Source organism: Steroidobacter flavus (assembly GCF_042651805.1).
In the GTDB taxonomy this organism is placed as follows: Bacteria; Pseudomonadota; Gammaproteobacteria; order Steroidobacterales; family Steroidobacteraceae; genus Steroidobacter; species Steroidobacter flavus.
Genome location: NZ_JBHSDU010000001.1, coordinates 925,428 through 939,706 on the forward strand (window position 1 = coordinate 925,428; position 14,279 = coordinate 939,706).

Below are 14,279 nucleotides of genomic sequence, written 5' to 3' on the forward strand. Positions count from 1 at the left end.
ATGGCCACACCTTACCGGCGAAATTTCACTCGCCGGTGGCCACAAAGCTGGCGGGGCCAGGACTGGCGCGGCATAGTCGAGCCCCCGAGGAGAATGTAATGAACAAATCTGAGCTGCATGCGCAGGGCGAGATATCGAACGTTCCCTGCGTCACCTTCACTCGCCTGCTGCCCGGCCCTATCGAGCGAGTCTGGTCCTACCTTACCGATCCGAAGAAGCTGCCCACGTGGTATGGCGAAGTCGCATCGATCGAGCCGCGTCAGGGCGGCAAGGTGCGGCTGGTCGATGGTCACATTCGTGGCATCGTCACGCAGTGGCAGCCACCGCATAGGCTCGTTTACACCTGGAATGTGTTCGATGCGACCGACGCCGAGGACGCCGTGTCTGCTTATCCTGAATCCTATCCAACGTTCGAGCTCGAAGCGCGCGGCACAGAGGTGCTGCTGACCTTCAAGCACTTCCCCATTCTCGAGCGCTTCATTCCCCAGAACGCCATGGGCTGGCACACCATGCTCGACATGCTGACCGCCGCGCTCAACGATCAGCCGGTCAAGGCGCGTGCCGACTATGTAGCGAAGAATGCGGCGATCTATGGCGTCGACCTGAAAAATCTGGCGCGCTGAGCAGTCGGCCTTGCGGCCGCAATTCTGAACGACGTACAATTCTATACGTCGTTCAATTTTGGCTGAGTCATGGCTGAATCGGGTCGCCGCGAGCGCAAGCGTCAGGAAAAGCTGGATCACATCGCACAGACGGCCTTCGGTCTGTTCGAGGCGCATGGCTTCGACGCCGTCACCATGGAGCAGATCGCGGCCGAAGCGGACGTCGCAAAAGGCACGCTCTACAGTCACTTTCCCGTGAAAGAGGCGGTGTTGGCGCGTTGGATTCACATGCAGCTCGAACAGGATCTCGAGCAGCTTCTGCCGCTCTGTCAAGCCGAGGGCAGCTTCAAGCGCGGCATGCGTCGACTGCTCGATGCCTCAGCCTCGGGGCTCGAGCAGCATCGCGAGTACCTGCTGCCCTACTTGCGCTACCGGTTCGTCAACGTCGGGCAACCTCACGCCGATGAAAACGACGCGCGATCCGATCTCGTGCGGGCATTCCTCGCTTTGATCACGGCGGGCCAGAAATCAGGTGAGCTGCGAAGCGCACAGCCGGCGGCACGGCTCGCACTGTTCTTTCATTTTCTATATCTCGCGGCGCTGATGCGCTGGCTGATGGATCAGAAGGCCGATCTGCACGATGAGCTCGCGGCGGTGCTGGATTTGTTTCTGAAAGGCTCACGCAGCTCGAAATCATGAAATTCCTGGTCCTGACCTACGGCACCGACGGCGATACTCGGCCCCTCGCAGCGTTGTCCCGTGCATTGATGGACGCGGGCCATGAAGCTCACTTGCTCGCGGACGATGCATCGCTTGGCACAGCGGCAGCGCTCGGCGTCCCGGCCACGCCACTTGCTGGAAATATCCGCGAAGCACTACGCCACGATGGCGCCGCAGCCGGCAGCGCCAACAACACGGCGAAGGAGCTGGCTCGACTCGCGAATGACAACGCCGAGAACTGGCTGCGCGCGGCTGTGCAAGTCGGCAAAGGGTGCGATGCCGTCATCATCTCAGGACTGGCGGGTTTCGTTGGCTTGTCCGCGGCTGAATATCTCGATGTGAAAGCCATCGGGGCGGGAATGTTTCCTCTGACGCCGACCGCCGCGTTCCCTTCTCCATTGCTACCGGGCAAGCTGCCCCGGATGTTCAATCGGCTGAGCCAGCAGCTCATCAACAAGCTGGTGTGGACGGCATTTCGCAAAGCTACCAATGACGCCCGTATACGCGTCTGCGGGTTGCCGCCGCGAAAATCACTCTGGGTCGGACATCCAATGTTATATGGCGTATCGCCGAGCCTGCTGCCGCGACCTGACGACTGGCCGGGCAATGCGTTCGTCTGCGGCCAATGGCTCATTCCGGCGAAGCACTACACTCCGCCCGAGCCCCTGAGCCGATTCCTCGCGGCCGGTGAACCGCCAATCTACGTTGGCTTCGGCAGCATGGCGGGATTGGCGCCGCATCGGATGTTTGACGCAATTGTCGGCGGCCTCGGAGGCCGGCGCGCATTGTTTTATCCGGGCTGGAGCGGCGTCGACACGTCGCAGCTGCCTGCAAACATCTTTGTCGTCGGCGACACGCCGCATGACTGGCTGCTACCGCAAACGTCGCTGGCCGTGCATCACGGCGGCTCCGGTACGACGCATTCAGCAGCACGCGCCGGCGTTCCCTCCGTAGTCGTGCCGTTCGCTGGAGATCAGGCTTTCTGGGCCGAACGCCTGTATCAGGCCGGTGTCGCGGCCAAGCTCTCCAGCTGGAAAGCCCTGAACGCCGAATCGCTCGCAGCAAGCATCCGCTTCGCCGAACGAGATGAGATCCGAGTGCGCGCCCGAGCCATGGGCGAAAAGATGCGTGCCGAAAACGGCCTCACAACAGCAGTCAACGCGATCGAAGCGCTACTTCGCTGACGGCCCTTCCGGCTCGCTCGAGGAAATCTGCTCGATCGGCGCGCCGTACAACATCTCGATGCCTTCCATGTTCGGCAGGCGATGCGCGATGCCCTTGTGACAATCGATACAAGTGTGCTCATTGCCCGCCAGCGCGGTCGAGTGAACGTACACAGCGCGCTGGCTCTGACGCGTCCAGTCCATGAATTTGTAGGCGTGACAGTTGCGGCACTCGAGCGAATCGTTCGCTTTCAAGCGTGCCCACTCGTGCTTGGCCAGGTCCAGGCGCTTGTCCAGGAATTTCTCGCGGGTGTTGATGGTGCCGAAGATCTTGCCCCACACCTCTTTGGAGGCCTGCATCTTGCGGGCGATCTTGTCGGTCCATTGGTGAGGCACGTGACAGTCCGGACAGGTCGCCCGCACGCCGGAACGGTTGCTGTAATGGATCGTGCTCTTCAGCTCGGCGAACACGTTGTCCCGCATTTCGTGGCAGCTGGTGCAGAACTTCTCGCTGTTGGTCGCTTCCAGCGCGGTGTTGAAACCGCCCCAGAAAATGATGCCGCCGATGAACCCGCCGGCCACCAGAAAGCCCAGGCTGAAATAGCGGCTGGGAGAGCTCAGCACCCGCCACCAGCGCACCGCCCTGTCGAATAGCGCTTTCACTCCTTCTTGTCCTTCGCTGCCGGCGCCGGTGGATCGGACGCCCGCTGCTCGCGCTCAACCAGCTCGTACACGTCGGTGAAGGTATTGCTCACCGGCGGCCGTGCATCCGTCTGCACCACATGACACTGCGTGCAGAAGTAACGTCGCGGCGAAATCTCGGCGAGGAAGTTCGCATCGCGATCCATGAAGTGAGTCGCGCTCACCATGGGCGCACCGAACTCCTCATTGCGCACGCGTGAGTGGCAATACATGCAGAAGTTCACATTGCGTGTGATCTCGTACCGATCGATGGCATGCGGAATGGTCGGCGGCTGACTCGTGTAGGCCCGCCCGCGCTTCACGTCGAAGTTCTCGACCGTCGCCATGCGCGGGGCCTTCGGCTCCTCATTGAGGGGCGAGGGACCGCGCAGTCCTTTGAGATTGTCCGCCGCCAGCGCCGCGCCGAAACACAGCACGCCGACGATTGCGATTCGCCGCATCAGGGGCTTCATCACACCGCTCCCACCGGCACGATTTTCACCGCGCACTTCTTGAAGTCGGTTTGTTTCGAGATCGGATCCGTCGCATCCAGCGTGCACTTGTTGATGAGTTGAGACGCATCGAACCAGGGCACGAACACGACCCCTCGCGGGGGCTTGTTCCGTCCGCGCGTTTCCACGCGCGTCCGCATCTCACCGCGGCGAGACACCACTTTCACTTCGACACCCCGACGCACTCCCAACGCCTCGGCATCGTCGGGATGCATGAACACGACAGCGTTCGGGAATGCCTTGTACAACTCGGGCACGCGGCCGGTCATCGAACCGGAGTGCCAATGTTCGAGCACGCGACCGGTCACCAGCCAATAGCCATATTCGGCGTCCGGCTCCTCCGGCGGCGGCTCGTACGGCAACGCGAAGATGTTCGCCTTGCCATCCTTGTTGCCATAGAACTGAAAGCCCGTGCCCGGCTTGACGTATGGATCGGTGCCTTCGCGGTAGCGCCACTTGGTTTCCGTGCCATTCACCACCGGCCAGCGCAAGCCAGGGACTTCGTGATACTTCTCGAACGGCGCCAGATCGTGCCCATGACCGCGGCCGAACGAGGCGTACTCTTCAAACAAGCCTTTCTGCACATAGAAGCCGAATGCTTTCGACTCGTGGTTCTCGTAGTCCTTGTTGAGCTCGCTCAACGGGAAGCGATTGACCTGACCGTTCGCGAACAGCACCTCGAACAGCGTCTTGCCTCGATACGTCGGGTTCTCGTTCAACAACTCGGCGGGCCAGACTTCGTCGGTCTTGAACCGTTTCGAGAACTCCATCAACTGCCACAGATCCGAGCGCGCCTGTCCCGGTGCATTGACGAGTTGATGCCAGAACTGCGTGCGGCGCTCGGCATTGCCGTACGCGCCCTCCTTCTCCACCCACATCGCCGCCGGCAGAATCAAGTCCGCGGCCTGCGTGGTCACGGTCGGATACGCATCCGACACGACGATAAAGTTCTTGGGATTGCGATAACCCGGCAGCCCTTCCTGATTGAAGTTCGCCGCCGCCTGCATGTTGTTATTGACCTGCACCCAATACGCGTTGAGCTTACCGTCGGTGAGCATGCGGTTCTGTTCGACCGCGTGATACCCCACCTTCGGGCTGATCGTGCCGTGAGGGATCTTCCACAGCTCTTCGGCGTGCTTGCGATGCTCGGGATTGGTCACCACCATGTCCGCGGGCAGTCGATGCGAAAACGTGCCGACTTCGCGCGCCGTGCCACACGCTGACGGCTGACCGGTCAGCGAGAACGGACTGTTGCCCGGCGTCGCGATCTTGCCGGTAAGCAAATGCAGGTTGTAACAAAGATGATTGGCCCACACGCCGCGCGTGTGTTGATTGAACCCCATCGTCCAGAACGACACGACGCGTATCTTCGGATCCGCGTACAGCTCGGCCAACTGCTTCAACCATGATTCCGGGCAACCGGAGATCTTTGCCGCGTGCTCCAGCGTGTAAGGCTTCACGAAGCGCGCGTACTCCTCAAACGACATCGGTGTGGAGTCGCCGGCCTGCTTGGCGTTCTTGGCTTTCTGCTCCAGCGGATGTTCCGGGCGCAAGCCATAGCCGATATCGTCATTGCCCTTCTTGAAGTTCACATGCTTGCCGATGAAGTCGCGATTCACGCGACCGGTCTCGATGATGTAGTTGGCGATGTAATTCATGATCGCCAGATCCGACTGCGGCTTCATGACCAGCGGAATGTCGGCGAGATCGAACGATCGATGCTCGAAGGTCGAGAGCACCGCGACCTTCACGGCTGGCGCGGACAATCGGCGGTCCGCGACTCGCGACCAGAGAATCGGATGCATCTCCGCCATGTTCGAGCCCCACAGCACGAACGCATCGGCCGATTCGAAGTCGTCGTAACAGCCCATCGGCTCGTCCATGCCGAAAGTTCGCATGAAGGCGTAGGCCGCCGACGCCATGCAATGGCGCGCATTGGGATCGAGGTTGTTGCTACGGAAGCCGGCCTTCATCAATTTGTTGGCCGCATACCCTTCCCAGATGGTCCACTGGCCGGAACCGAACATGCCTACCGACTCCGGTCCGTTGGCCTTCAGCGCCTCCTTGAACTTCTGCGCCATGATGTCGAACGCGGCGTCCCAGCTGACCGGTGTGAACTCGCCGTTCTTGTCATAGGCGCCATTGGTCATGCGTAACAACGGCTGCGTGAGCCGGTCCGCGCCATACATGATTTTGGACAGGAAGTAGCCTTTGACGCAGTTGAGACCGCGATTGACCTCGGCGTTGGCATCGGCGTGGGTTGCGACCACACGATTGCCCTTTACCGCTACACGCACGCCGCAGCCAGTACCGCAGAACCGGCACGGTGCCTTCGACCATTTCAGTTGGGTGAACTGAGATTCGGTGATGATGTTCTGCGCCGGCGCATTGGGGCTCGCCGCCGCAATGGCCGATGCGGCCGCGCTACGTCGCAGGAACTGTCGTCGATTCAGCGTCATGAGGTTCTTCCAAAGCCGAGGCGCTTTCCATCAGGTGCGCCACGATCGAAACGGTGAGCACACCGGGGAGTTGCTGTAATTCGGTGGTGGCATCGGCAATGGCCCGGCTGTCCGCCGATTCGAGCACGATGGCCAATTTGCCGGTCTGTCCGGTCTCGTGCAGCTCGGCGCCGGGCATGGAGCCGATCAACGCGCGCACCGCTTCGCAGCCGGTCTCGGTCGCTCGCACGAGCAGACTGGCGATGTGCACGATGGGCTCGTCCGCATCGCCAGCGGTACGCCCGAGTTTGAAAAAGTCACGACGTGAAAGTTCGCGCATGGTCTGTGTTACACGGATGGCGGACCGGCGATGAGTTGAACCATCCAGACCGCGAAGCCGTAGCCAGCCACGATCAGCACCGACAGGATCGGCGCCACAATGAATGTCAAAAAGATGAACACGGCCAGCTCGCGCCGTTTCTCGACTTGCATCTCGTTCTTCCAACCCCTTGAGTCCCGTGACTTTGTATTCGGTGATTGCGTAGGGAGGAATCACGGATTTCCGAGAGCGACCCCGAGGAGTCACGGAGCGAGCCGTTGAAAAGGCGGCGCATTGCGGGCCCTTCCCTGCAGGCATAAACTCAGTCCACCCACGTCATGCACGCACAGGAGTCTCTTCCATGAGCGATATGACAAGGCGCCAGTTCCTGGCGATCACCGGCAGTACGCTGGCGGGCTCCAGCCTGGCGCTGCTGGGGTTCTCGCCGGGCGAAGCGCTGGCCGAAGTTCGTGAGTTCAAGCTGTCCCGCGCCACCGAGACGCGCAATACCTGTCCCTACTGCTCGGTGTCCTGCGGTTTGCTGATGTATTCGCTCGGCGATAAAGCGAAAAACGCCAAAGCGAGCATCTTTCATATCGAAGGCGATCCCGATCATCCCGTCAATCGCGGCACCCTGTGTCCCAAGGGCGCAGGCTTGATCGACTTCGTGCACAGTCCGAATCGATTGAAATATCCCGAATACCGCGCGCCCGGGTCGGATCGCTGGCAACGCATTTCCTGGGATGAAGCGCTGGAGCGCGTGGCCCGATTGATGAAACAGGACCGCGACGCCAATTTCATCGCCAGGAACGCCGAAGGCCAGACCGTGAACCGATGGCTGACCACCGGCATGCTGGCGGCTTCGGCGAGCAGTAACGAAGCCGGCTACATCACGCACAAGGTCATTCGCAGTCTGGGCATACTGGCGTTCGACAATCAGGCGCGTGTGTGACACGGCCCGACGGTGGCAGGTCTTGCCCCGACGTTTGGCCGTGGAGCGATGACGAATCACTGGGTCGACATCAAGAATGCCGACCTGATCCTGATCATGGGTGGCAATGCCGCCGAGGCACACCCGTGCGGATTCAAGTGGGTCACTGAAGCCAAAGCACACAACAAGGCGCGACTGATCGTCGTCGATCCGCGCTTCACCCGCTCCGCGTCGGTCGCTGACGTGTATGCGCCGATCCGCCCCGGCACCGACATCGCGTTCCTCGGCGGCGTGATCACATATCTGCTGGCGAACGACAAGATCCAGCGCGACTACGTCAACAATTACACCGACGCCAGCTTCATCGTGCGGGAGGACTTCGCATTCAACGAGGGCCTGTACTCGGGCTACAACGCCGAGAAGCGCAGCTACGACAAAACGAGCTGGGAATACGAGATGGGCGCGGATGGCTTCGCGCGAACCGATCCGACGCTGGCGCATCCGCGCTGCGTGATCAATCTGATGAAACAACACTACTCGCGCTATACCCCTGAAATGGTCGAGCGCGTATGTGGCACGCCGAAAGAGAAGTTCCAGCAGATTTGCGAAATGATCGCGTCCACGGCGACCACGACGCGCGCCATGACGATCATGTATGCGCTCGGCTGGACTCAGCACTCGATCGGATCGCAAATGATCCGCTGCGCGGCCATGGTCCAGCTGCTCCTTGGAAACATCGGCGTCTCCGGCGGCGGCATGAACGCGTTGCGCGGCCACTCCAATATTCAAGGCCTCACCGATCTGGGCCTGCTCTCCAACACCCTGCCCGGCTACATCTCGTTGCCCTTCGACCGGGAGCAGGACTACGAGAAATACGTGGCCGTGCGCGCTCAGAAGCCGTTGCGACCGAATCAGATGAGCTACTGGCAGAACTTCCAGAAGTTCTTTGTCAGTCTGCAGAAGGCCTGGTGGGGCGATGCCGCCACCGCCCAGAATCACTGGGCGTTCGACTATCTGCCCAAGATCGACAAGCTGTACGACATGCTGCAGGTCTTCGACCTGATGGATCAGGGCAAGATGAACGGCTACCTGGCGCAGGGCTTCAATCCGCTCGCCGCCGCGCCGAATAAAGCGAAGATGACGGCGGCGCTGTCGAAGCTGAAGTATCTGGTGATCATGGATCCGCTGGTCACCGAGACCTCGGAGTTCTGGCGCAACTTCGGCGTCCACCACGATGTCGACTCGAGCAAGATTCAAACCGAAGTCATTCGGCTGCCGGTCACGTGTTTCGCCGAAGAGGACGGCACGCTGGTCAATTCAGGACGCTGGCTGCAATGGCATTGGAAAGGCGGCGAACCGCCGGGCGAAGCGCGCACCGACATCGAGATCATGGCCGAGCTGTATACGCGAATGCGTAAGCTCTATGAGCTCGAAGGCGGCGCGTATCCCGATCCGATCCTCAATCTGTCGTGGCGCTACATCCGTCCCAACCAGCCCACGCCCGAGGAGCTGGCCAAGGAATATTGCGGCCAGGCGCTGACCGATCTGATGGATCCGAAAGACACGAGCAAGGTACTTCGCAAGCGCGGCGAACAACTGGCCGGCTTCGGCGAGTTGCGCGACGACGGCACGACGGCCAGCGGCTGCTGGATCTTCTGTGGCGCATGGGGACCGAACGGCAACCTCATGGCGCGACGGGACAACTCCGATCCCACCGGCATCGGCCAGACATTGAACTGGGCCTGGTCGTGGCCCGCGAATCGTCGGGTGCTCTACAACCGCGCCTCCTGCGATACCAATGGCAAACCGTTCAATCCGGAGCGCATGTTGGTCGCATGGAACGGCAAGCAGTGGATCGGCTCGGATACACCGGACTACAAAGTGGATGACGATCCGGCACTCGGGATCGGACCTTTCATCATGAATCAGGAAGGCGTCGCGCGTTTCTTCGCTCGCGGCAACATGGTCGAAGGACCGTTCCCGGAACATTATGAACCCTTCGAATCGCCACTGGGCTACAACCTGCTCAGTCGCAACGAGCCGCGAGCCGTCAGCAATCCAGCCGCGCGTATCTTCAAAGCGGATCGTGATGCACTTGGCGACGCGACTAAGTTCCCGCACGTCGCCACGACGTATCGTTTGACGGAGCACTTCCACTACTGGACCAAACATGTCCGCCTGAATGCGATCACTCAGCCGGAGCAATTCGTCGAGATCGGCACCGCGCTGGCCGACCAGATCGGCGTGTCAGCGGGCGACCGTGTGAGAGTCAGCTCGAATCGAGGTCACATCGAAGCGGTCGCGGTCGTCACCAAGCGCATCAAGGCACTGAACATCGATGGCAAGACCGTGCACACCGTCGGCATCCCGATTCACTGGGGATTCACCGGTCTGGCGCGGCCCGGCTATATCGCCAATACGCTCACGCCCTTCGTCGGCGACGGCAATTCGCAGACACCGGAGTTCAAAGCGTTCCTGGTCAAAGTCGAGAAGGTCGACGGTGCCCCGGCACCTTCCGACCAGAAGACATGAGGAGCTCATCGTGGCGCTACAGTCACTCGATATCGTTCGACGCTCCGCCACCACCACTCACCCGCCGATCGCGCGACGGGCGCAAACCGGCACGGTCGCGAAGCTGATCGACACGACCAAATGTATCGGCTGCAAAGCCTGCCAGGTCGCGTGCATGGAATGGAACGATCTGCGCGACGAGATCGGCACCAACGTCGGCGGCTATCAGAATCCGCACGACCTCACCGATCAGTCCTGGACGCTGATGCGTTTCGCCGAGTACGAAAACCCCGCCAAGGGCGGCGACCTGGAATGGCTGATTCGCAAGGACGGCTGCATGCACTGCGCCGATCCCGGCTGCCTCAAAGCCTGTCCCGCGCCGGGCGCCATCGTGCAGTACTCCAACGGCATCGTGGATTTTCATGAGGAGAACTGCATCGGCTGCGGCTATTGCATCGCCGGCTGTCCGTTCAACATCCCGCGCATCTCCAAGCGAGATCACAAAGCATACAAGTGCACGCTGTGCTCGGACCGCGTCGCCGTCGGGTTGGAGCCCGCTTGTATCAAGGCCTGTCCGACCGGCGCCCTCGTCTGGGGCACCAAAGAAGCCATGCATGAGCACGCCGCCGAGCGAGTCGAAGATCTGAAATCGCGCGGCTTCGATCAAGCCGGCGTGTACGATCCGCCAGGCGTCGGCGGCACGCATGTGATGTACGTGCTTCATCACGCCGATCAGCCGGAGCTCTATAACGGCCTGCCCGTGGATCCGCACATCAGCACCTCGACCCGACTGTGGAAAGGCGTGACCAAGCCGCTGGCATTGGCCGGCATCGCGCTGACGGCGCTGGCCGGTTTCTTCCACTTCATCCGCGTTGGCCGCAATGAGACGCACGAAAGCGACGAGCAGGCCGCCGCACAAGAAACGGAGCGGACTCGCCATGGTTGATACCACCAGTGACCCCGGTCGTCGCACCCTCGAGCGCTACACGCCCAACGAGCGCACCAATCATTGGACGGTGGCGATCGTGTTCATCGTGACGGCCATTTCCGGACTGGCGTTGTTTCATCCCGCGCTCTACTGGCTGAGCGGCTTGCTGGGCGGCGGGACCTGGACCCGAATCCTGCATCCGTTCCTCGGCGTGCTCCTGGCGATCTTCTTCACGCTGCTGGCGGCGACGATGTGGAAGTTCAACACGATGGAACGTCGCGACTGGCAATGGCTGCGCCAGGGACGCGACATCCTCAATAACCGCGAGGCCCGCGCGCCGGAGGTCGGTCGTTACAACGGCGGACAAAAGCTGCTGTTCTTCGTGTTCGTGATCTGCGTTCTCTGCCTGCTACTTTCCGGCATCGTCATCTGGCGTCAGTATTTTTCCATGTACTTCTCGGCGAGCGTCGTTCGGGCCGCCGCGGTCGTGCATGCGGTCAGCGCCTTCGTGATGATTTGCGCCATCGTCGTCCACATCTATGCCGCCTTTTGGGTGAAGGGGTCGATTGCGGCCATGACGCGTGGTACCGTGACGCCTGGCTGGGCGTGGAAACATCACCGCGCCTGGTTCCGGGAAAAGATCCATGCAACGCATCCTCGAACCCGGTCAGATTGAGAGCTTCGCGCAGCGAGACATTCCTCGACTGCGCCTCCCCGATCGTGCGCGCGTGTTCTCCGCTCGCGCCGAGCGCCTGCGCGACCAGAGCGAAGGCGGCGCCATCGGACATGCCATCCGTGATTATCTGCACCTCATGGCGCATCTCGCCGATGCGCAGCAGGCCGCCCTGGAAAGCATCGATTCCAGGCCACCCGCCCTGCCCGACGACGAGCACATTGCCCACGCCCGGGCATTTCACATGCCGCTCGTGTCGGTGGCCAGCTGGCAGCGCGAGGCCCAGTGGCGACAATCGCTGGCATCCATCTGCGGCTCGCTCACAGCGCTGCCGAATCTTCCCCATCAAGTGCTGTTGGTCACGGATCACTTGTGCGCCATGACGGCGGAGCAGCTTGAAGCGCAGGCAGATAATTTGCTGGCCGTACAGCCATCGGAAGTCGACACAGCGACCGCGCCGTTCATCCTGGCTTCTTTGCAAGTGTATTGGGTGGCCCTTGCCAGCCGAATAAACATCGACGCCGTCCATGAGCTCGATGTTCCCGGCGTGTGCCCGACCTGCGGCACGCTGCCGGTGGCCAGCATCGTGCGCGCGGACTCACGACATCAAGGACTGCGTTATCTACACTGCGCCCTGTGCTCGACTGAGTGGCACATGGTCCGGGTGAAATGCAGCCATTGCCAGACCACCGAAGGCATCAGCTATCAGTCCATCGAGGATGGACCGCGGAGCATTCGTGCCGAGTGCTGCGACACCTGCCACGCCTATCGAAAGATTCTGTATCAGGAAGATGATCCCGCGGTCGAGCCGATCGCGGACGATCTCGCGAGCCTGACTCTCGACTTGCTGTTGAGCGACGGCGGCTATCGTCGCGCCAGCCCCAATCCGCTGTTGTGGCAGCAGCCATGATCGTCGGCACTGCCGGGCACATCGATCATGGCAAGACTTCGCTGATCCGCGCGCTGACCGGGATCGACACCGATCGGCTGAAAGAAGAGAAGGCCCGCGGCATTTCCATCGAGCTGGGTTACGCCTACACACCGCTGCCCAATGGCGATGTGCTCGGCTTCGTCGATGTGCCGGGTCACGAGCGACTGGTCCATACGATGGTCGCCGGCGCCTGCGGCATCGACTTCGCACTGCTCGTCGTAGCGGCGGACGATGGAGTCATGCCGCAGACTCGCGAGCATCTGGCGGTACTTCAGCTGCTCGGCATCACACGAGGTGCGGTCGCGCTGACCAAGGTGGATCGAGTGAATGAAGCGCGGGTGCGCGAAGTGGAGTCACAAATACGAGAGCTGCTTCAACACACGCCGCTCGCCAATGCTCCTCTGTTCGCAGTGAAGGCGATGTCTGCAGATGATCCAGGCACAGCGGCGCTTCGCAAGCACCTGCACTCGGTGGCGATGAGCATGCCGGCACGTAAGGACGAAGGTCTCTTCCGTCTGGCAGTGGATCGCGTCTTCACCCTGCCCGGCCACGGCACGATTGTCGCGGGCACGGTATTCTCGGGACGAGTTCAGGTCGGCGACAACGTCGTTGTGATGCCCGGCAACTTCTCGGCTCGGGTGCGAAGTATTCACGCACAGAATCATCCGAGTGAAAGCGGCGTCGCGGGTCAGCGCTGTGCACTCAATCTTGCTGGCGTCGAAAAGAGCGCGATCTCACGTGGCGACTGGCTCGGCGATCTGCGCGTGCTCGTTTCAACCAAGCGAATCGACGCGCGCGTTCAGTTGTTAGCGCAGGGCAAGCCGAAACTTACGACAGGCGCGACGATTCACGTGCACCTCGGCGCCGCGCACGCGACTGCGCACCTGATGTTGCTGGAGTCGGAAGATCTTCGACCGGGAGAATCGACGCGGGCCCAGCTCGTGTTCGAAACGCCGATGTGCGCGCTTCCCGGCGATCGATTCATCATTCGCGACGCGCAGGCGGCTCATACGATTGGCGGTGGCATCGTTCTGGACGCCTCCGCGCCGTCTCGTAAACGCCGTTCGGATCAACGTCTGCGTTATCTCGACGCGGTTGAAAAGCTACTTGCCGGAGAAGGTCTGTCGCAGTTATTGGCCAGCTCGCCGTACGGCGTGAGCATGGCGGATCTGCAGCGATTGACTGCTTCGGCGCACGTGACGATTCCGGCGGACGCTGTCGTCAGAGAGACGTTCGTCATGCCGACGTCGACGTGGGAATCGTTACGCGAAGACGCACTGATCGCCCTGCGTGAATTTCATGTCGAGTTTCCCGACGATCCCGGCCCCGACAGCGGCAGGCTGCGTCGTATCGCTCGACCAGATATGCCCGTTCCGCTTTGGACTACGCTCGTGGATGAGCTCACGCAAGACGGTTCCATCGTCCGCCATGGCCCGTGGTTACAACTGCCCCACCACGCCGCCGCGCTTTCGGAGAGCGACCAGGACCTCGCTCGACAATTGCAATCGCTCATCGTGCAAGCGCGGCCTGAACCTCCGTGGGTGCGAGATCTCGCCACGGCCGTTAAACAGCCCGAAGATCGTGTGCGGCAGATTCTTCGCAAGCAAGTCGCCTGCGGCGCCGTCTGTCAGATCGTGCATGACCTGTTCTACGACAGCGATCGCGTCGACACGCTCGCCGGCGTGGTCGCCTCGCTGGCTCACGAACGAGGCAGCGTGAATGCCGCACGCTATCGAGACGCGATCGGGCTCGGCCGCAAACGGACCATTCAGATTCTGGAGTTCTTCGATCGCGTCGGCTACACACGACGCGTTCAGGACGAGCACGTCCTGCGCAAGGACAGCGGCTGGATGCCGCATCCCCACTAACA

General features: G+C 61.4%; 13 protein-coding genes. 8 read left to right on the forward strand and 5 right to left on the reverse strand.

What is annotated here, in order from left to right; translation table 11 throughout:
- Nucleotides 1–98 precede the first annotated feature (98 nt).
- The 3 genes from ACFPN2_RS03700 (at nt 99) to ACFPN2_RS03710 (ending at nt 2,506) form a co-directional block, all read left to right on the forward strand.
- Entirely contained in the window at nt 99–623 is a 525-nt protein-coding gene (locus ACFPN2_RS03700; protein ID WP_380595089.1) for an SRPBCC family protein, read from the forward strand.
- Between the two features lie 69 nt (nt 624–692).
- Nucleotides 693–1,301 (forward strand): TetR/AcrR family transcriptional regulator, encoded by a 609-nt coding sequence (locus ACFPN2_RS03705; RefSeq protein WP_380595091.1) that lies wholly within the window; start codon nt 693–695, stop codon nt 1,299–1,301.
- Nucleotides 1,298–2,506, forward strand: coding sequence for a glycosyltransferase (locus tag ACFPN2_RS03710; protein ID WP_380595093.1), 1,209 nt, complete (start codon nt 1,298–1,300; stop codon nt 2,504–2,506). The genes ACFPN2_RS03705 and ACFPN2_RS03710 overlap by 4 nt, the downstream gene beginning before the upstream one ends.
- Here ACFPN2_RS03710 and ACFPN2_RS03715 read toward each other — a convergent pair.
- The 5 genes from ACFPN2_RS03715 to napE are packed head-to-tail and all read right to left on the reverse strand — an operon-like array spanning nt 2,495 to nt 6,608.
- On the reverse strand, nt 2,495–3,148 hold the full coding sequence (locus ACFPN2_RS03715; protein ID WP_380595095.1) for a cytochrome c3 family protein: 654 nt from the start codon (nt 3,146–3,148) through the stop codon (nt 2,495–2,497). The two genes, ACFPN2_RS03710 and ACFPN2_RS03715, sit on opposite strands and share 12 nt — an antisense overlap.
- Complete coding sequence (locus ACFPN2_RS03720; protein WP_380595097.1) at nt 3,145–3,627, reverse strand: nitrate reductase cytochrome c-type subunit; 483 nt, start codon at nt 3,625–3,627, stop codon at nt 3,145–3,147. The genes ACFPN2_RS03715 and ACFPN2_RS03720 overlap by 4 nt, the downstream gene beginning before the upstream one ends.
- An 11-nt stretch (nt 3,628–3,638) precedes the next feature.
- The gene (gene napA / locus ACFPN2_RS03725) at nt 3,639–6,137 is read right to left on the reverse strand and encodes a nitrate reductase catalytic subunit NapA (protein WP_380595099.1); all 2,499 of its coding nucleotides are present in this window, start codon (nt 6,135–6,137) and stop codon (nt 3,639–3,641) included.
- Entirely contained in the window at nt 6,103–6,456 is a 354-nt protein-coding gene (locus tag ACFPN2_RS03730) for a chaperone NapD (RefSeq protein ID WP_380595101.1), read from the reverse strand. Before ACFPN2_RS03730 ends, napA begins: the two co-directional genes overlap by 35 nt.
- A gap of 8 nt (nt 6,457–6,464) precedes the next feature.
- Complete coding sequence (gene napE, locus ACFPN2_RS03735) at nt 6,465–6,608, reverse strand: periplasmic nitrate reductase, NapE protein (RefSeq protein ID WP_380595103.1); 144 nt, start codon at nt 6,606–6,608, stop codon at nt 6,465–6,467.
- Between the two features lie 188 nt (nt 6,609–6,796).
- Between napE and fdnG the strand changes: the two genes are divergently transcribed.
- From fdnG to selB, 5 genes are read left to right on the forward strand one after another with little or no spacing between them, the layout of a single operon-like run.
- A complete protein-coding gene (fdnG, locus tag ACFPN2_RS03740; RefSeq protein ID WP_380595105.1) occupies nt 6,797–9,898 on the forward strand; it encodes a formate dehydrogenase-N subunit alpha in 3,102 nt (1,033 codons plus the stop codon).
- A 10-nt stretch (nt 9,899–9,908) separates the two neighbouring features.
- A complete protein-coding gene (fdxH, locus tag ACFPN2_RS03745; protein ID WP_380595107.1) occupies nt 9,909–10,823 on the forward strand; it encodes a formate dehydrogenase subunit beta in 915 nt (304 codons plus the stop codon).
- Nucleotides 10,816–11,481 carry a formate dehydrogenase subunit gamma gene (locus ACFPN2_RS03750; protein ID WP_380595109.1) on the forward strand — a complete coding sequence of 222 codons (666 nt, stop codon included), beginning with the start codon at nt 10,816–10,818 and terminating at the stop codon, nt 11,479–11,481. Before fdxH ends, ACFPN2_RS03750 begins: the two co-directional genes overlap by 8 nt.
- Nucleotides 11,450–12,388, forward strand: coding sequence for a formate dehydrogenase accessory protein FdhE (fdhE, locus tag ACFPN2_RS03755; protein ID WP_380595111.1), 939 nt, complete (start codon nt 11,450–11,452; stop codon nt 12,386–12,388). The genes ACFPN2_RS03750 and fdhE overlap by 32 nt, the downstream gene beginning before the upstream one ends.
- On the forward strand, nt 12,385–14,277 hold the full coding sequence (selB, locus tag ACFPN2_RS03760) for a selenocysteine-specific translation elongation factor (protein WP_380595113.1): 1,893 nt from the start codon (nt 12,385–12,387) through the stop codon (nt 14,275–14,277). The genes fdhE and selB overlap by 4 nt, the downstream gene beginning before the upstream one ends.
- Nucleotides 14,278–14,279 lie beyond the last annotated feature (2 nt).